The sequence below is a fragment of the Endozoicomonas sp. ALD040 genome (assembly GCF_049275945.1).
Classification (GTDB): domain Bacteria; phylum Pseudomonadota; class Gammaproteobacteria; order Pseudomonadales; family Endozoicomonadaceae; genus Endozoicomonas_A.
In genome coordinates, this window is the sequence record NZ_CP184829.1 from 3215503 (window position 1) to 3233862 (window position 18360).

General features: G+C 48.3%; 18 protein-coding genes. 10 read left to right on the forward strand and 8 right to left on the reverse strand.

The window, feature by feature from the left end:
- Positions 1–189 precede the first annotated feature (189 nt).
- The 6 genes from ACOJUN_RS11645 (at position 190) to ACOJUN_RS11670 (ending at position 9907) form a co-directional block, all read left to right on the forward strand.
- On the forward strand, positions 190–2772 hold the full coding sequence (locus tag ACOJUN_RS11645; RefSeq protein ID WP_422136769.1) for a WD40 repeat domain-containing protein: 2583 nt from the start codon (positions 190–192) through the stop codon (positions 2770–2772).
- A gap of 187 nt (positions 2773–2959) precedes the next feature.
- Positions 2960–4168: a hypothetical protein gene (locus ACOJUN_RS11650; RefSeq protein ID WP_422136770.1), complete on the forward strand. Its 1209-nt coding sequence runs from the start codon at positions 2960–2962 to the stop codon at positions 4166–4168.
- 185 nt (positions 4169–4353) lie between these two features.
- The gene (locus ACOJUN_RS11655) at positions 4354–5574 is read left to right on the forward strand and encodes a hypothetical protein (RefSeq protein ID WP_422136771.1); all 1221 of its coding nucleotides are present in this window, start codon (positions 4354–4356) and stop codon (positions 5572–5574) included.
- A 202-nt stretch (positions 5575–5776) separates the two neighbouring features.
- Positions 5777–7000: a hypothetical protein gene (locus ACOJUN_RS11660; protein WP_422136772.1), complete on the forward strand. Its 1224-nt coding sequence runs from the start codon at positions 5777–5779 to the stop codon at positions 6998–7000.
- Between the two features lie 208 nt (positions 7001–7208).
- On the forward strand, positions 7209–8489 hold the full coding sequence (locus tag ACOJUN_RS11665; protein ID WP_422136773.1) for a hypothetical protein: 1281 nt from the start codon (positions 7209–7211) through the stop codon (positions 8487–8489).
- Positions 8490–8680: 191 nt separating this feature from the next.
- Complete coding sequence (locus ACOJUN_RS11670) at positions 8681–9907, forward strand: hypothetical protein (RefSeq protein ID WP_422136774.1); 1227 nt, start codon at positions 8681–8683, stop codon at positions 9905–9907.
- Between the two features lie 66 nt (positions 9908–9973).
- Here the strand turns inward: ACOJUN_RS11670 and ACOJUN_RS11675 are convergent, their stop codons facing one another.
- The 3 genes from ACOJUN_RS11675 to ACOJUN_RS11685 all read right to left on the reverse strand — a co-directional run bounded on the left by ACOJUN_RS11675 (position 9974) and on the right by ACOJUN_RS11685 (position 11260).
- The gene (locus ACOJUN_RS11675) at positions 9974–10429 is read right to left on the reverse strand and encodes a PIN domain-containing protein (protein WP_422136775.1); all 456 of its coding nucleotides are present in this window, start codon (positions 10427–10429) and stop codon (positions 9974–9976) included.
- Positions 10426–10665, reverse strand: a complete 240-nt coding sequence (gene vapB, locus ACOJUN_RS11680; RefSeq protein WP_317143578.1) for a type II toxin-antitoxin system VapB family antitoxin — start codon at positions 10663–10665, stop codon at positions 10426–10428. Before vapB ends, ACOJUN_RS11675 begins: the two co-directional genes overlap by 4 nt.
- Before the next feature lie 142 nt (positions 10666–10807).
- Positions 10808–11260: a hypothetical protein gene (locus ACOJUN_RS11685; RefSeq protein WP_422136776.1), complete on the reverse strand. Its 453-nt coding sequence runs from the start codon at positions 11258–11260 to the stop codon at positions 10808–10810.
- Positions 11261–11333: 73 nt separating this feature from the next.
- Between ACOJUN_RS11685 and ACOJUN_RS11690 the strand changes: the two genes are divergently transcribed.
- A complete protein-coding gene (locus ACOJUN_RS11690; RefSeq protein WP_422136777.1) occupies positions 11334–11765 on the forward strand; it encodes a secondary thiamine-phosphate synthase enzyme YjbQ in 432 nt (143 codons plus the stop codon).
- A gap of 166 nt (positions 11766–11931) precedes the next feature.
- Entirely contained in the window at positions 11932–12177 is a 246-nt protein-coding gene (locus tag ACOJUN_RS11695; RefSeq protein ID WP_422136778.1) for a hypothetical protein, read from the forward strand.
- A 694-nt stretch (positions 12178–12871) separates the two neighbouring features.
- Here the strand turns inward: ACOJUN_RS11695 and selD are convergent.
- The 5 genes from selD to ACOJUN_RS11720 all read right to left on the reverse strand — a co-directional run bounded on the left by selD (position 12872) and on the right by ACOJUN_RS11720 (position 17289).
- Positions 12872–13924: a selenide, water dikinase SelD gene (selD, locus tag ACOJUN_RS11700; protein ID WP_422136779.1), complete on the reverse strand. Its 1053-nt coding sequence runs from the start codon at positions 13922–13924 to the stop codon at positions 12872–12874.
- A gap of 184 nt (positions 13925–14108) precedes the next feature.
- Complete coding sequence (locus ACOJUN_RS11705; protein WP_422136780.1) at positions 14109–14435, reverse strand: hypothetical protein; 327 nt, start codon at positions 14433–14435, stop codon at positions 14109–14111.
- A 216-nt stretch (positions 14436–14651) separates the two neighbouring features.
- Positions 14652–15137: a hypothetical protein gene (locus ACOJUN_RS11710; RefSeq protein WP_422136781.1), complete on the reverse strand. Its 486-nt coding sequence runs from the start codon at positions 15135–15137 to the stop codon at positions 14652–14654.
- A gap of 217 nt (positions 15138–15354) precedes the next feature.
- Entirely contained in the window at positions 15355–15879 is a 525-nt protein-coding gene (locus ACOJUN_RS11715) for a DUF2878 domain-containing protein (RefSeq protein WP_422136782.1), read from the reverse strand.
- Between the two features lie 12 nt (positions 15880–15891).
- Positions 15892–17289, reverse strand: a complete 1398-nt coding sequence (locus ACOJUN_RS11720; protein WP_422136783.1) for a PLP-dependent aminotransferase family protein — start codon at positions 17287–17289, stop codon at positions 15892–15894.
- Positions 17290–17491: 202 nt separating this feature from the next.
- Here ACOJUN_RS11720 and ACOJUN_RS11725 point away from each other — a divergent pair, with 202 nt between their 5' ends.
- On the forward strand, positions 17492–17716 hold the full coding sequence (locus ACOJUN_RS11725) for a PhzF family phenazine biosynthesis protein (RefSeq protein WP_422136784.1): 225 nt from the start codon (positions 17492–17494) through the stop codon (positions 17714–17716).
- Complete coding sequence (locus ACOJUN_RS11730) at positions 17716–18330, forward strand: LysE family translocator (protein WP_422136785.1); 615 nt, start codon at positions 17716–17718, stop codon at positions 18328–18330. Before ACOJUN_RS11725 ends, ACOJUN_RS11730 begins: the two co-directional genes overlap by 1 nt.
- The last annotated feature ends 30 nt before the right edge of the window (positions 18331–18360 follow it).

Genomic DNA, 18360 nt, shown 5'->3' on the forward strand with positions numbered 1-18360 from the left:
CAACACCCACTGAGACTCACGTCTATTGTTGCTGTTTTCTGAAATAGCTGTCTCGACAACTGTTATTTTACCGCTGACCGACAGCGTCAGGCACCTCACATCTTTCCCTGTTTTTTAACCGGGCGGCAGTGAATTTTGTGTCCATTTTCATTGCCTCAGATCACCAAGCTGGAATTCTGGAGAGTGGTTATGGGCATTGCAAAGAGCTGTTCTATTGCGGGTTTGGTTATCTTATTGGCAACAAGCTGTATGCAGGCAGTTGCTCAAACGGCCGTTATTGCCCGGCCAACAATGCAACCTTTACTGATCCACGAGATTAATATAGATCCGAACATGTTGCCGGTAACGACCGCTCCAACACCCACAGGAGGCGTTGTCCCACCAAGTTATTGTGGGCCCCACAGGGTTATGAGTGTCTCATGGAATAAGAACAGTACGCTCATGGCTGTGGGAATGGGTTCCGGCAGTGCTGATCCCAAATGCCCTTCTTCAGGCCCCGTACAAATCTTTGATATGAGTGACCCGGCGAGGCCCAGACTGCTGCATACCCTGCACGATTTTAAAGACTGGGTCAGGACTGTTGCCTTCAACCACGACGGCACCCGGCTGGCAGCCGGGGGGAATGATAATAAGGTCAGGATTTATGACCCAGTGTCCCCGTCCTCCCCCCTTGCTACCCTGTCCGATGCGACAAAAGCGGTACGCAGTGTTAAATACAACCACGACGGCACCGAGCTGGCAGTGGGTGGGCAAGATCACAAGGTCAGGATTTATGACCCGAATGACCTGTCCATTTCCCCGAAAATACTGCCATATGCAAATGATTGGGTAATGAGTGTTGACTACAACCACGATGGCACCCAGCTGGCAGTGGGAGGGAAAGATCAAAAGGTCAGGGTTTATTATCCGAGGAATCTGTCCATTCTCCCCCATACTCTGCACGAGTCAAATGGTCAGGTACGGAGCGTTAAATACAACTACGACGGCACTCAGATGGCAACTGGGGGAAGTGATAGAAAGGTCTGGAATAAGGTCAGGATTTATAACCCGAATAACCTGACCATTCCGCCGCAAGTTCTGTCCGTTGCGAGAGACTGGATCATGAGCATCGACTTCAATCACGACGGCACCCGACTCGCAGTTGGGTCAGGTGATCGAAAGGTTAGGATATATGACGTGTCGAAACCAGCTCGCCTCCTGCACACCATCTCCGATGCGAAAAGCGATATACAGAGCGTTGCCTACAACCACGACGGTACCCTGCTGGCAGCCGGTGGGGAAGACCAAAAGGTCTGGATTTATCAGGTCGGTATAAGAGCATCAGCGAAAACATCACCCTCTACACGTCTGTCAACCAGAAAACTGACCACGACTTCTACGATCATTTCGGAATCTCCGTCAGCAAATTCACTGCTGAACAAAACTTTATCGTCGAATACAACTCTGCCTCACAATACAAATGCACCCAGCCTTTCGGCTGGCTGCTCACCGCCAGGAGGAATACCCCAGTTTCAAGCGTATGATGCTGCAAATCAGCAGATATACGTTGTTATTCAGCCTGAGTCGGATCCCAAAAGGATTATTCTGGCACGTTATAAAGGCTCTGAACTGGATAAGCAATTTGGTCTGTGTGGTATTGTGACTTACACAACCTCTGCCAGCAGTTTCAGAAGGTTGGCTTCCTATCAGTCTCTGGCTGGACAGGTTATTCACGAAACTACAGGTTCTCACCTTGACATTATTGCAACGCCAACGTCTGGAAAAACGGTTCTGTTGGAGTTTCCGTTAATTGCTGGCCAGGGATACCGGGCACGATTCAGCGTACACGACAAGGTATTTCCTGAAGGGGTTCAAATTAATGATACCGCTCATCATCAGGGTGTCATGTATTTAACAGGAAAAATCAATAACAAACTGCTGATGAGCAGTTATCATCAACAAGGACTCACGTTTCCTGAAAAATGTTTTAAGAGCGATGAGGAACGAGGACTTTTTTTGAGGGTTTCTCCAGATGGCAAGCACCTTTATGTAACAGGCATCAGTGGCGGTAAAAATGCGCCCTATCCTGTATTTATAAGACAGTTCGAAAAAAAACAACTCAATCCCGCTTTCTCTTTTGGATACAATGGCAAAGAGATAGTAATTGACACAAACATTGAAAGTGACAACATCCGGCAGGACATTCTGATTCAAAAGGACCATGTTTACGTTGCTGTATTCAGCCCTGAGAAAGAGAAACTCTCCATTCGCCGGGTGGCGACTGACACTGGAGTGATGGACAGTGCTCATATTATAGACGATGTGATTCGTTTTCCTTCAGGAAAACCTGGTTCGTTTTTAATCGTCAGACTGGTGACTTCAGACCATTATTTGCACGCTATTATTTACAACAGTAATGGACAACTGTCTGTCATTACTTATGAAAATCAGGTCAATGTTCATCATTTTGACACCGCATTCAAGACCCCGGCAACAAAGTCGATGCGCCCGATTTTTGTGGGCAATAACGCCTATCTGGCAATTGCAGACGCTGATATTGAGAAGGGTATCCGGCATGTCCGTATGCAGGTGCTTTCTCTGGGTCTTCAAAACTACAACCCAAAGAACCTTCCCCCTTTATCACGAGCAGAAATCCCGGACTGGGGTATTGGGCTTATCGCGGTGGGTGTTGTCTTCGTTGCAGCGGTTTCAGCTACCGTGTTCGTTAAGAAGCTCAAAAGCAGACAACCAGTTCCCGTGAAGAATGTCACGGATTTGTTCCCCGAATTATGATCATTTCCGGTGTTTGAGACATAAAAAGTCTCCACAGACACTGAGTCGGCTACCTAACTCGACATCACCGGATAATAAAAACTACAGAAGGCGTATAAAACGACTGGCCCTGAATGTCTATTTTGTCATCCATAGTTCCGTTTAGAGTCTATATTTCCCGTTCAGGAACTGTATCTGGCAAATCAGAATGAGAAAGTCATTCAACCTGTTTCCGTTACTTTTGTGCTTGCTTTATACGACGGCACAGGCCAGCCCCCCCTCACAAAATGATTTTGATTTTCTTAAGCCTCTTAATGACAACGCACTGGTGGCAAACGGGCTTGAGTTAACAGAAAGCATTGCCGGAGTCTCTTTGTCTACCTTGCTCAATGTGGGTATATGGTGGGGTGTATGTAAAAGAGCAGGAATAGCTTTCGGGCATTCAAGCACACACAGTCTGACTGAATCGGATGCAAAGGAGTTGGAGAAGTTGAAAACGAATTTCTGTTTGCAGCTGGCCCCCTTGGTGACTATCGCAGAGGTGGCGCTGGCCGGGCATGTATCTCCCTCACCCCTGGAACAGCGCTGGTGGAAACCCCTGTATTTTGCCGGTGCAGGAATGGCAGCTTATGCTGCCAGTTCGAAAAGGAGGGAGTACATACCTGTTGCAGTCTTGATTTACCTTGCGTCCGAAGCGGTATCAAGAACTGGAGCCAGTGCTATTTCGGCGTTAGCTCTAAGAAAAATGAGCCTGAGGGAAGTGGTAACTGATTGGTATGCGGCTGGGGAATACCCAATATTGTCTGTGATTAATGGGGTTATGGCAGGTACTGTCGCCTATGAAGCTATGATCCATAAAGGTTTCAGGCCAGCAAAAGCGATTCTTGCTTCTGTTGTCAGCGCAGCGATTGCCGGTACCCTCTCGGGTTTTATTTCATTATTAACAATTGATGTGGGCGGACAGACAGAGACCAAAGCCGGGACCGGAGTTCTAGTTGGAGCTCTGGCCGGAGTAGTAGTCGGAATCGGAGCAGATGTCGGAGCTGTGGCCGCAGCCGCAGCCAAAGCCACAATCATAGCCGCAGCCATAGCCAAAGCCACAGCAACGGCTACAGTCATAGCCAAAGCCGATTTCAGAGCAGGAGTCGAAGCCGCAGCTGGAGCCATAGCTGGAGCTTTTGCCTTTGGCGGAGTTGCAGCCTTGCTTATGTTGGGCAGTTTCAGGATAACCTCAAACAACCCGCTTATTAAAGCCGGTGTCACTCTGTTGCCTGCGTTGACTTTCGCTGTTATCAACAGTCTTTCAAACTACGCCGTTTATGGCTATCCAATGGAAGAAAGCTTTTCAGAGACAGCTTGGACCCAGTGGAAAAAGTTCTATGCGCCCCTGGATTATCTCTCGACTCTGTTTAACTGACAGAATCAACTTTCAATTCCATTTACCCGAAGTGCCCCTGAGGCTAACAGGAAGCAGACCATCAGGCCGTGATGAGACTTCAGTAACAGAGCCTCGCTATGTGTCTGCTGCCTTAGGATTTTGTCATCCATAGCTCCGTTTAGGGTCTATATTTCCCGTTCATTAGCTGTACTGGGAAAATTACCATGAAAAAGTCATTCAACCTGTTTCCATTGCTTTTATGTTTGCTTTATGCGACGGCACAGGCCAGCCCCCACTCACAAAATGATTTTGATTTTCTTAAGCCTTTTAATGACACCGCACTGGTTGCAAAAGGGCTTGAGTTAACGGGAAGCATTGCCGGAGTCTCTTTATCTACCCTGCTCAATGTGGGCATATGGTGGGGTGTATGCAAAACAGCGGGAATAGTCTCGGGGCTTTCAAGCACATATGATCTGGCTGAATCGGATACAAAGGAGCTGGAGAAGTTGAAAACGGATTTCTGTTTGCAGCTGGCCCCCCTGGTGACTACCGCCGAAGTGGCGCTGGCCGGGCATGTGTCTCCCTGGCCCCTGGAACGGCGCTGGTGGAAACCCCTGTATTTTGCCGGTGCAGGAATGGCAGCTTACGCCGGTAGTACGAAAACGAGGAAGCACGTACCTGTCGCAGTCTTGATCTACCTTGCATCCGAAGCGGCATCAAGAACTGGAGCCAGCGCTATTTCGACATTAGTTCTAAGAAAAATGAGCGTAAGGGATATGGTGACTGAATGGTATGCGGCTGGGGAATACGCAATATTGTCTCTGATTAATGGGGTTATGGCAGGCGCTGTCGTCTATGAAGCCATGATCCATAAAGGTATCAGGCCAGCAAAAGCGATGTTTGCTTCTGTTGTTGGCGCAGCGATTACGGGTAGCCTCTCGGGAATTATTTCATTGTTAACAATTGATGTGGGCGGAGAGACATTAGCCAAAGCCGGGATTGGAGTTTTAGCCGGAGCTGTAGCCGGAGCAGGAATCGGACTCGGAGCAGGAGCAGGATTAGGAGCCGGGGCCGCAGCTTTACTCACAGTCACAGCTGCAGCTTCAGCCGCAGCGACAGCCACAGCCACAGGCGCAGTTCCAGCCGCAGCTCCTGCCGGGTTCAGAGAGAGATTAGTAGCCTTAGTTGGAGCCGAAGTTGGATCTTTTACCTTTGCCGGATTCGCAGCCTTGCTTATGTTGGAAAGTTCCAGGATAACCTCAAACAACCCACTTTTTAAAGCCGGTGTCACTCTGGTGCCCGCGTTGACTTTCGCTTTTATCAATAGTCTTTCGAACCTCGCCGTTTATGGCTATCCACTGCAAGAAGGTTTTTCAGAGACCGCCTGGACTCAGTGGAAAAAGTTCTATGCGCCTCTGGATTATCTCTCGACTCTCTTTAACTGACAGATTCAACCTTCAAATCCATTTACTCGAAGCGCCCCTCAGGTTAACAGGAAGTAGACCATCAGGCTGTGGTGAGACCTCATTAACAGAGCCTCAATATGTGTTTGCTGCCTTATCTGCACCGCACGTTAAGGATTTTGTCATCCTTAGCTCTGTTAAGAGTCTATATTTCCCGTTCAGTAACTGTATCTGGCAGGTCACCATGAGAAAGTCATTCAAACTGTTTCCTTTACTTTTCTGTTTGCTTTATACGACGGCACAGGCCAGTCTCCCCTTAAAAAATGATTTTGATTTTCTTGGGCCTTTAAATAACACCGCACTGGTGGCAAACGGACTTGAGTTAACTGCAAGCATTGCCGGAGTCTCTTTGTCTACCCTGCTCAATGTGGGTATATGGTGGGGTGTATGCAAAACAGTGGGAATAGTCTCCGGGCTTTCAAGCACATATGATCTGGCTGAACCGGATACAAAAGAGCTGGAGAAGTTGAAAACAGATTTCTGTTTGCAGCTGGCCCCGCTGGTGACCACCACCGAGGTGGCGCTGGCCGGGCATGTGTCTCCCTGGCCCATGGAGCAGCGCTGGTGGAAACCCCTGTATTTTGCCGGTGCAGGAATGGCAGCTTACGCCACTATTGCTTCGAAAACCAGGGAGCACTTACCCGTCGCAGTCTTGACCTACCTCGCGTCCGGAGCGGTATCTGGAACTGGAGGCAGCGCTATTTCGGCGTTAATTCTAAGAAAAGTGAATGTGAGGAATATTACAACTGAAACGTATGCCTCCTGGGAATACTCATTGTTGTCTTTGATCAATGGGATTATGACAGGCGCTGTCGTCTATGAAGCCATCATCCATAAAGGCTTTGGGCCAGCAAAAGCGGCTCTTGCTTCTGTTGTCAGCTCAGCGATTGCAGGTACCCTCTCGGGAGTTATTTCAGTATTAACCATTGAGGTAGACGCACAGGCACAGGCTTTAGCCGGAATTGTAGCTGGAGCCATAGCCGGAGCTGGAGCCACAGCTATAGCCGGAGCTGGAGCCATAGCCGGAGATGCAGCCGGAATCAAAGCTGTAGTCGCAGTTATAGCCGGAGCAGGAGCATGTGCGGGTGCCATAGCCGGAATCGGAGGTGGGGCTTCAGCTTCAGCAGTAATCAGAGGCATAATCGGAGCCGGAGTCACAGCCGGAGCCTTTACCTTTAGCGGAGTCGCAGCTTTGCTTATGTTCGGCAATTGGAAGATAACCTCAAACAACCCGTTTATCAAAGCCGGTGTCACTCTGGTGCCCGCGTTGACTTTCGCTGTTATCAATAGTCTTTCGAACCTCGCCGTTTATGGCTATCCACTGGAAGAAGGTTTTTCAGAGACCGCCTGGACTCAGTGGAAAAAGTTCTATGCGCCCCTGGATTATCTCTCGACTCTGTTTAACTGACAGATTCAACCTTCAAATCCATTTACTCGAAGCGCCCCTGAGGTTAACAGGAAGTAGACCATCAGGCTGTGGTGAGACCTCATTAGCAGAGCCTCAATATGTGTTTGCTGCCTTATCTGCACCGCACGTTGTAGTTAAGGATTTTGTCATCCGTAGCTCTGTTAAGAGTCTATATTTCCCGTTCAGTAACTGTATCTGGCAGGTCACCATGAGAAAGTCATTCAAACTGTTTCCTTTGCTTTTGTGTTTGCTTTATACGACGGCACAGGCCAGTCTCCCCTTAAAAAATGATTTTGATTTTCTTGGGCCTTTAAATAACACCGCACTGGTGGCAAACGGACTTGAGTTAACGGCAAGCATTGCCGGAGTCTCTTTGTCTACCCTGCTCAATGTGGGTATATGGTGGGGTGTATGCAAAACAGTGGGAATAGTCTCCGGGCTTTCAAGCACATATGATCTGGCTGAATCGGATACAAAGGAGCTGGAGAAGTTGAAAACGGATTTCTGTTTGCAGCTGGCCCCCCTGGTGACCATCACCGAAGTGGCGTTGGCCGGGCGTGTATCTCCCTGGCCCCTGGAGCAGCGCTGGTGGAAACCCCTGTATTTTGCCGGTGCAGGAATGGCAGCTTACGCCAGTGTTACGAAAACGAGGAAGCACATACCTGTCGCAGTTTTGACCTACCTTGCGTCCGAAGCGATATCAAGAACTGGAACCAGCGCTATTTCGACGCTAATTCTAAGGAAAATGAACGTGAGGGATATTAAAGCTGAAAGGTATGCCGCTTGGGAATACATGATATTTTCTGCGATGAATGGGGTTATGGCGGGCTCTGTCGCCTATGAAGTCATCATCCATAAAGGCTTCAGTCCAGCAAAAGCGGCTCTTGCTTCTGTTGTCAGCTCAGCGATTGGGGGTACCCTCTCGGGAGTTATTTCAATGCTATCAATTGATGTGGACGGACAGACGCAGGCCCTGACCATAATCGTAGCTGGAGCCTTAGCCGGAATCGAAGCTGGAGCCATAGCCGGACTCGGGGCTGGAGTCTTAGCCTTGGCCTTAGCCAGATTCGGAGCTGAAGTTATACCCACAGCCACAATCGAATCTGTAGTCAGAGCTGTTGCCGGTGGAGGAGCATGTGCAGGAACCCTGGCCGGAATCGGAGCCGGAGCCGGAGCCGTAGCCGGACTCGGAGCTGGAGCCTCAGCAGAAGTTAGTAATGGAATCTCAGGCGGAATCGGAGCCGGAACCCTTACCTTAAGTGGAGTCGCAGCCTTGCTAATGTTCGGCAATTGGAAGATATCCTCAAACAACCCGTTCATCAAAGCCGGTGTCACCCTGGTGCCTGCATTGACCTTCGCTGTTATTAATAGTCTTTCAAACTACGTCGTTTATGGCTATCCACTGGAAGAAGGTTTTTCAGAGACCGGCTGGACTCAGTGGAAAAAGTTCTATGCGCCTCTGGATTATCTCTCGACCCTGTTTAGATGACAGACGCTTGAAGTGCCCCTGAGGTTGACAGGAATTAAACCATCAGCCTTGGTGAGAAGAACACGGTAAAAGAGCCTCATTATGTGTTAGTTGCCTTATCTGCAGCGCACGTTGGAGTTAAGAATTTTGTCATCCATAGCTCTGATAAAGGTCTATATTTCCGGTTCAGTAGCTGCATCTGGTAAATCACCATGAGAAAGCCATTCAACCTGTGTCCATTAGTTTTGTGTTTGCTTTATACGACAGCACAGGCCAGTCCCCCCTTACAAAATGATTTTGATTTTCTTGAGCCTTTAAATGACACCGCACTGGTGGCAAACGGGCTTGAGTTAACGGTAAACATTGCTGGATTCTCTCTGTCTACCCTGCTCAACCTGGGTATCTGGTGGGGTGTGTGTAAAACAGCGGGAATAGTCTCGGGGCTTTCTAGTAAATATGATCTGGCTGAATCGGATACAAAGGAGCTGGAGAAGTTGAAAACGGATTTTTGTTTGCAGCTGGCCCCCCTGATGACCAGCACCGAAGTGGCGCTGGCTGGGCATGTGTCTCCCTGGCCCCTGGAGCAGCGCTGGTGGAAACCCCTATATTTTGCCGGTGCTGTAATGGCAGCTTATGCGGCTATAACGAAAACGAGTGGGAAGATACCTGTTACAGTCCTGATCTACCTTGCGTCCGAAGCATTATTAAGAACTGGAGCCAGCGCTTTTTCGGCGGTAATTCTAAGAAAAATGAGCGTGAGAAATACTACAACTGAATGGTATGCGGCTGGAGGGTACACGACATTGTCTGTGGTCAATGGGATTATGGCAGGCGCTGTCGCCTATGAAGCCATGATCTATAAAGGCTTCAGTCCGGCAAAAGCGACTCTTGCTTCCGCTGTCAGCGCAGCAATTGCGGGTAGCCTCTCGGGAATTTTTTCATTGTTAACAATTGATGCGGGGGAACAGTTAAAGGCTGAAGCTGGAGCCTTAGCCTTAGCCGGAGTCGGAATCGCAGCTTTAGCAGGAACTTTTGCCGGAGCCGGAGCCATAGCAGGAGCCGGAGCAGAAGTCGGAGCTATAACCGGAGCCGGCGCTGGAGCCGAAGCCGGGGCCGTAGCTGGAGCCATAGCCAGTGCCACGACCTCAGCCGGAGCCTTGGCCAGATTAGGAGCCGGATTCGGAGTCGGACTCGGATCCTCAGCTGTGGGCGGAGTTGGAGTCCTGCTTATGTTCGGCAGTTCGAAGATAACCTCAAACAACCCATTTATCAGAGCCGGTGTCACTCTGGTGCCTGCATTGACCTTCGCTCTCATCAACAGTCTTTCAAACTACGTCGTTTATGGCTATCCAATGGAAGAAGGCTTTTCAGAGACCGGCTGGACTCAGTGGAAAAAGTTCTATGCGCCTCTGGATTATCTCTCGACCCTGTTCAACTGACAGACTCAACTTTTAGCAATTGAATCAGCGGTGAACTCTGGCAGTTACACAAGGCTCTTTCGTAGATCAGTTTGAACTCAATGACCTTTTTCTGCTGGTTTTTTGTGTTTTTACATTGGTCCAGTCTTCCACGAGCAGAGAGGGTACCCTGGCGAATTCACGGGTATTGTTGGTGATGCATGTCATGCCAAGACTTCGGGCATGACCCGCAATGAGATTGTCGTATACGCCGACTTGCTGGCCTTTTGAGCAAAGGTGTTGCCGGATATTGGCTGAGTGATCGGCGGCTTTTTCATCAAAGGGCAAAATGGACACCCTCATGAGAAACTCGTTTAGTATAATGATTTTGGTCTGCTTTCGTTTTTCGCTGTCTGAGTTATAAACACCGAACATCAGCTCATCATAGGTGATTGAGGAAATGAACATATCACCATTGTGGCTGGTTATCTTTTGGCGTACTTGCCTGGGGTCGTCTTTTTGCATAGCGAAGATAACCATGTTGGTATCCAGCATATATTTCATTCGCCCCAATCCCCCAGATCTCTGGCCTGCATGTCGGGTTGAGGCTGACGCTCAAACTCAACAGCGTTTTCATCAACCATCTGAAAGAATGAGTCCCAGTCTCCTTTTATCGGAGTGATCAGTATAGATTCTCCACGTTTGGAGATCCTGACACGATTTGTGCCTTCTGGCAGCTCAAGCTCTTTGGGGATTCTGACCGCCTGTGAACGGTTGTTTCTAAATACACTGGTTTCCATGTTTAGTCCTGTATATATATTTTGTATATCCAAAAAGTAGACTATAACAGCGGGTAGATCAATAAGTTCGGAGAGGTTGTCATCAATAGACGGCGCAACTATCGACGCCCCTGAGCTGGAAAATACTCTACTACCCCTTCGTTCAGTGTTGCTTTGCCTGATTTTCATCATTACATGAATGGCTGGTGTAGAATTGGGCAGCTAATGGCAGGCTTAGCCGGAAGGCTTCATCTTCGAAGCTTCGGTCCAGATAATGCTTTTTAAACTCACTGTTTTCGATTGAGCCTTCTTCCAGCTGCCGGACATGCACCAGTTCATGAGCCATGGTGACTCTTATTTCACTGGGTTCGAGTCCTTCTGCCAAGGCTATCAGGTACTTTTTCGGCCCGAGCTGTTTGGTAAAGCCCTTTATTTCGGGCTTATCCATTTTTTGTGTCAGATGAACAATAGTGACACCACTGACTCCCAGTTCTTCCATATAGAAAGCCTGCATAGCAAGAAAGTCACAGCCAAAGTTATTCAAATCGTTGGCGTGAGACAGTGCTGTCAGAAAAGAAAGAGGCAGTATGAAAGCAAACCAAAATCTCTGAATCATTAAACAGGCCTGTTAAGCTATCCAAAAGGGCTTAATGCCCAATGCAGTTCGGCAAAACAGGAGAAGACTTGATATGAGTTGGTTTCAGAAACTGATTCAACTGTCGGAAAAAGACAGGGGCTTCCATCTTATCACTGATGAGCTGGAGTCAAAGCTTCCCGAGCTTTCACTCTATCAGGTGGGTCTGGCTCATATCTTTATTCAGCACACATCCGCGTCCCTTACTCTGAATGAGAATACAGATCCGGATGTTCGTCATGATATGGAAACATTTTCCCTTCAAGCTATTCCGGATAGTGCCGACTACTATCGCCATGTTCTTGAGGGGGCTGATGATATGCCGGCCCATATAAAATCAAGCTTGTGGGGTGCCAGTGTGATGATACCTGTTACCGGGGGCCGATTTAATCTCGGGACCTGGCAGGGACTCTGGTTAGGAGAGCACAAAAAGCGCGGCGGAAAACGTCGCTTGATTGCGACTTTACAAGGCCGTCTATATAGGTAATTATAATTTCATTGGTCTTTTTTAACAGCAGTATATCAATGGAGGACTCGAACCGACTGGCGTTTTACCAACGCTGGACTATAACTAAAAAAATCGGAACTAAAGTCTTAAAATATGGGTTGGAGCACAGATTGCTCCATTGACCAGTATCCAAGAGGAAATAGCTATGGCACGGAAAACGCCGAAAAAAGCTGCTGCTGGTTTTGACGGGGTTGATATCAGTTATCTGGGGAGTCGAGACGAACCCGCTGATCAACGCACAGTTGAATCCCGGAAAAAACTCAGAGAGAGTCTTAACGCTCAGGTAGAGGCCTTTCTTAAGTCCGGTGGTGAAATAGAAGAGGTCCCATCAAACGTTACTGCTGATCCGCCCAAAAAACCTTCGAGCGAATACGGTAACCGTACAATTTAAACCGATTTTTAAGCCCGACATTGTCGGGCTTTTTTTTGGCGGTGCGCCGAGTATGGCGCGTAGCGCCAAACGGCGCTGTTCCAGTACGCGTGGTGGCGGCTGGATGACTTGGAGGTGAAAGTCCTCTATCAGCCCGGCAAGGGGAATGATTAGCCGAACGGCAAGGGTGTCCATCGTGAGGTGGAATCTGAAGAAAGCTGAAGGCAAAACACTGACCCGACGAACAGGAATCGCATAGTAGGCGGTCGTAGTGGGTAAGAAGGCCATTATCTTCAAAGCCCAATACTTGCATGGAAACTGCGGACGTAGATGCGGCGGGTATAAGTGGGAAGGTCACGCGCATTACCTCGGGAGATCTGTTCTCCTGCCTCAGGCTACCGGCATCGTGAGGTGTTGGGATGGGAAAACAGAAGTCAGCAGACTCCATAGTAGGTTTGTTGCCGCAAACTGAAGGGCTGAACCTGTAAATGATGTGAAGTAAGCGATCTCTGCCTGTTTAGAACAGATGCTCGAAAGAGGCCTTTAAATCCGAAAGAGTGGAAGACAGTATCTGAAGCTTGGGTTGGGTGTTTATTGGACAGCAGGCGACGTATTACAACGAAAGCTGAGTTTACAGGAACCGCCGTGGTACGGAACCGTATGCCCGGTGGTGTGAAAGGACGGCGGGGGCAACCCCGCCTCCTACTCGATCCTCTTATATCTGAACCCTCACTAAAGGGCCCTCTGAATATTCTTCCAGCTCACCAATAGACTCCAGTGAAAGACCATGCTGCCGGGTGATGGCCAGAAACGCTTCTTCGCTTTCCCTGTCCACAGCGACCAGTAAGCCACCACTGGTCTGTGGATCACACAGGAGTTGTTTTTGCTCTTCTGTGATGATCCCGGCTTTATGCCCATAACTGTCAAAATTGCGTACAGTACCGCCCGGAATGCAACCTTGTAGTTGGTATTCACTGACGTGGGGGAGTAGTGGTAGAGCGCTCATTCTGATATTGGCCGCTACTTCGCTGCCTTCACAGACTTCAATCAGATGACCCAGCAGACCAAATCCTGTGACATCGGTCATGGCACTGATACCCGGTAATTGCGCCAGCTCTGAGCCAATTTTGTTAAGTGTGCACATGGCATCACGAGCCAGGTGGCTGTGTTCGTCCCTGAGCAGCTTTTTCTTCTGGGCTGTGGTGAGAATACCGATACCAAGAGGCTTGGTAAGGTAAAGCTTGCTACCTGCCCGGGCCTGGTCATTGCGCTTGAGCTGCTCTAGCGGTACTTTGCCAGTGACCGCCAGTCCGAAAATAGGCTCCGGTGCATCAATGCTGTGCCCACCTGCCAAAGGAATACCGGCATCAGCACAAGCCCGACGACCGCCATCGACAACTTGTGCGGCAATTTCAGGGGGCAGCCTATTCACTGGCCAGCCCAGAATGGCAATAGCCATCATGGGCTTACCTCCCATGGCGTAGATATCACTGATCGCATTGGTGGCAGCGATTCGTCCAAAATCGAAGGGATCATCAACAATAGGCATGAAAAAGTCAGTGGTGCTGATCACGCCTTCACCATTTCCGAGGTCAAAAACAGCGGCATCGTCCTTGCTGGAGTTACCGACAATCAGTCCGGGGAAGTCAGGCAGCTGAAGGTTGGTTTTTAGAATGCCATCGAGAATTTGTGGCGAAATTTTGCAGCCGCATCCTGCACCATGGCTGTATTCAGTCAGCTTGATGTTGTTGGTGTACTGGGAGGTCATTAAAATGCTCAAGAGGGATAAAATGGAAAAATCATGCACTTTAGCACTAATAGAAGTAGAAGCAAGCAGTGGGAGAGCCGGAGTCCAGGGAATCAATGCCAGATAACAGGCTACCAGGTTGTTAGTGCTGTCATCACTCTTTAGAAGGGAATTGTTTTAATTATCGTTCTCTTATGTTTTGTTGCTAATTAATGGGTGTCATTTCCGGCAGAATTTGGTTAAGGCCATCTGGTTCAATATATCGAATGGATGGGTCCTGCTGAGTCAGGCTTTCAATATCCAGCGATGAATCGGAAAGAAAAACAATACCGCAGGATCCGAAGGGGCGTACCAGTGATATCGTCACCTCTGAAGAGAGTTTGTCCAGCTTTTCGATCAGTAGTTCTGCATCGCAGCTTTTAACAATACCTGAGTTAAATACGGCAACCCAGCGATGAGTGTAGTGACTGAATTCTGAATATGAGAAGAGTGATAGTGAAGCAGTGAAGAAAAGCAGGAGTAAACGATTCATTATTTTCCTTCCAAAAAGTTAGATGGCAGAAAAACGTATGTTACTAATCCAGTATTTTCGGAGTAAGAAGGCTCTGCCTGTTTTTATTAAGTAATAGCAGATATTTTTCACCCGTCCGGAAATAAAAAGAAAGGAGCCTTTTGTTATGAATTATTCAAAGCAGGCTCCGGTTCTTATTATTGTTTCTGGGCGTATCATGGTAAATGAAAGGGCGCTTTAGTCATCAAGCTCAGAGAAAATCAGTTGTTTATAGGCAAAGACAATTTTGATTGAAGGTCTTTTCAGAATTTTTTGAATCCAGAAGCTGAACCATTGTGGTGCATTCATATCCTCTTCTTCATAATCGAACACTGTCGGCAGGTATTCAATGGGGTGAATCGTACCTTCGTCATCAATGACTGAGAAAAGTAAACCAGGTGGGTTGGCTATGCCGTCATTGCTTAGCCAGGGCTGGCAGAAAAAACTCATTTCAAGATCCATCGACCAAAGCTTAAAGTTCTTACTGACAATCAGTTTGAAGCGAGCCTTGTTTTTGGTTTTTCCCGCGCTCGCTATGTATTCAAGAGGCTCTGCACGGGCCGGCATTTTACGAACATTCAGGCCTTCTATGGGTTGGGTCCCGGACTCGAACCAGGACTTCATATCAGCTGCCTTTTGAGTCAGAAAGTTGCTGGCATTAACAGGGGGGGCTGAGACGGTCATCAAATACTTTCCTTTTTTATTTTCGCGCACTATGTCATCTAGAGCTCATCGCCCGGAAATGTTGTCAGGCTACACAGAAATGACGGCATATTACAATAGTTTATGTAACTAAAGTGATACTTTTATGTAAGCGTATTTGAGAGCAGACTCTTTTTGAGCCTGTTTCTGTGGCAGCAATTCGATAGCAGTGATTTTTCAGACTCAATAACAGGTGAGATTATTTCGGGTTCTGGAGACGATATTTTTCCCACCAGACATCAGAGAATGTCAGAATAATATTAATAATTATTGTTGCGGATATTGAAAGAATAGCCACTGCCTGCCATGTGGGCAGACAGGAAGATACATAGGTAAACTGTAACAACAGGAAGTAATGTGCTGCACTCAAAATAATAAGAAACAGATTGCCTGTCAGTCTGCTTTTACCTAACCAGCTCAGACTATGACGGATGGTCAGTCCCAGCATTATCCAGATACAAGCCAGCCATGGCGGAAGAATTCGACTCTCACCGGCAAATTGAAGAACGCTTATATTGCTCATCACACTGTCCAGGGCGCTACCGAGAATCAGGGTAATAAACATAATCTCCCGCTCTTTTTTCCATGAGCCGTAGGTAGAGAAGTGTACTATCAGAATGATGACTGCTGCGGCAACAGCCCAGGTTGATCGGGTTGTCATGCACACCAGCCAGCCTGCCAAAGCCAGGCCACTGTTAAGCCAGAAAGTATTCAGTTGTTTCATCTAAAAAACCATTTAAAAGACAATGGGTCTGAAAACAGGTTTGGGGTCAGAGGCCAGAAGTTCGCTGATGGTTTCCAGTCCTCTTTTGAGTTGATCTCTTGATGATGGACTACTGATACAGATTCTCACGGCCTGAGGCGCAGCCGAGCTGCCAACCGCAAAAACTTCAGAGTGCAACACTTTAACATTTTTACTTTCCAGCTGTTGGACAAATGTTTCTGCCCGCCAGGGTTCTGGCAGTCTCAGCCAGGCATAAAAACTATAAGGCTGTGACTGAATATCAAGGTGCCCGATAGTTTCTTTCAGAATGTCCTGCCGGTGCAGGATTTCTTCCCGCTGCCAGTCTGTCAGTTGCCGGGCTTCCCCGGAGTCAATCCATTCCGTTACCACTTCTGACATCAGTGGCGGTGCGCTCCAATAATTGTTTTGCATGGCAATTCTGATTTTGAGGTTCAAGTCTTTCGGGCTGCAAATAAAACCGACTCTCAGCCCTCCCGCCAGGAATTTGGAAAAACTTGAAGTGTACACCACTCGTTCCGGCGCAAGGCTATAGAGAGACGGTAAGCGGTTTTCAGGTGGAATAAACTGCACATCGTCTTCAAGAATCACAAGGTTGTGCGCAGCAGCAACGTCCAGAATTTCCTGACGCCTGGCCAGTGGCATTAAAGTGGCCGTCGGGTTCTGAAGGTTTGGCGTCAGGTAGAGAAGACGGAGTTTGAATTGATCACAACATTGCTCCAGCGCCTCAGGCGTCAGACCGTGCCGATCCATGGCCAAACCCATATGGCGAAGCTGCCAGTGTCTGGCGGCATTAATAAATCCGCGGTAGGTCAGATATTCTGACGCGATAACATCTCCGGGCCTCATGAGACCCTGGAGGGTAAGCATGTTAGCGTTCTGGCCACCGGATGTTATCAGAATATTGTCTGGCGCCGCTTTCATTCCGTGATAGCCCATCCAGCGAACTATGGTCTCACGGTGCCGGGGGATGCCCGTTTCCGGATGGTAATCCAGTAAAGGCGACAATTGTTGCCATTTTTCGGCTATTGAACTTAGGCTCCTGGCCAGGGTTTGCTCTCGGTTGGCCGGGACGGGCAAGCTGAGGCTAAGGTCGATCAGGTCGGATTCCCGGGGCTCTGGAATAGAGAAATCTCTTTTTTCCCAGACCTTGCCAAGAACAAATGTACCACTTCCCACTCTTGCGATGATAAGCCGCCGTCGTTCAGCTTCAGCGTAGCCACGTGTAATTGTCCCGATGGTGACACCCAGTTGCTCAGATAGAGAGCGATGTGTGGGCAGCCGGTCGCCATTGTTTAGCTTGCCCTCCTTTATGGCTTCTTCTATAGCGTCAGCCAGCGCTTTGTATTTGGGACCGGAAAAACGATCCAGATCAGGTTGCCAGTCGATCATAGATTCAGCTATTTACATGATTGTCATGGTGACAATAAAAGGATTGAACCATTTTAAGCAGCCTATAAACTGCAATCAAATGAAAAAAGCAAAATAAAAATAAAATTGTATGGTGACAATTTATGCCGGTTGAAAGTAAAGGCAAAAAAAACAAGAGAGTCCAAATCGTTTTTGATCGGACAACCGAAGAAAGGAACAAATAATGAAAGTGCTTCCCATTCATAAAGAAGATCCGGTCACCGGTTCAGCTCATACTATGCTAACTCCTTATTGGTCTGGACTATTGGGCAAAAGAACACTCAAAGCTGAACAGATTTCCCGAAGAACGGGGGAGCTGGGGTGTGAATGGGTTGAGGACAGGGTGTTGCTGCGTGGAGCCGCTGTACTCTTCCTCAAAGGCCAGATAACAGTATCGGGAGTTTCATAATGAGTGGCGAGTTGAGCATCGTTTTGTGGCCCCTGCTGGCTTTTGCTTTTTCCAGTACGATTACTCCGGGACCCAATAATGTCATGATCATGACCTCGGGGATGAATTATGGCACCCGACAGAGCATCCCCCATTTTTTGGGCATCTGTCTTGGCTTTCCTCTGATGGTGTTGTTTGTGGGTTTGGGGCTGGGGGCGGTGTTTGATCTTTTTCCAGTGCTTCACGATATTATCAAGGTTCTGGGTGTCGCTTATCTTCTATACCTTGCCTGGCTCATCGCAAAGTCTGCACCTGCCGATTTAAATGGCGGCAAGTCCAGACCACTGACTTTTATACAGTCAGCCCTGTTTCAGTGGGTAAACCCGAAGGCATGGATTATGGCGACAGGTGCCGTGGCTGCTTATACAACAGTGTCCGGAGATGTATTTCTGCAAGTGATTGTCATTGCCCTGGCCTTTCTGGTCGCTGCGATTCCCTGCGTAGGCGTCTGGTTATTTTTTGGTGTTCGTCTGAAAAAGGTGTTGCAACAGCCGTCTTATCAAAGGGCATTTAACATCACTATGGCGCTTTTACTGGTGCTGTCTATTATTCCGGTTATTGGTGAGATGATCTGAGGCGTTTTCTGGAGTCTTGCTTCCGGTGCA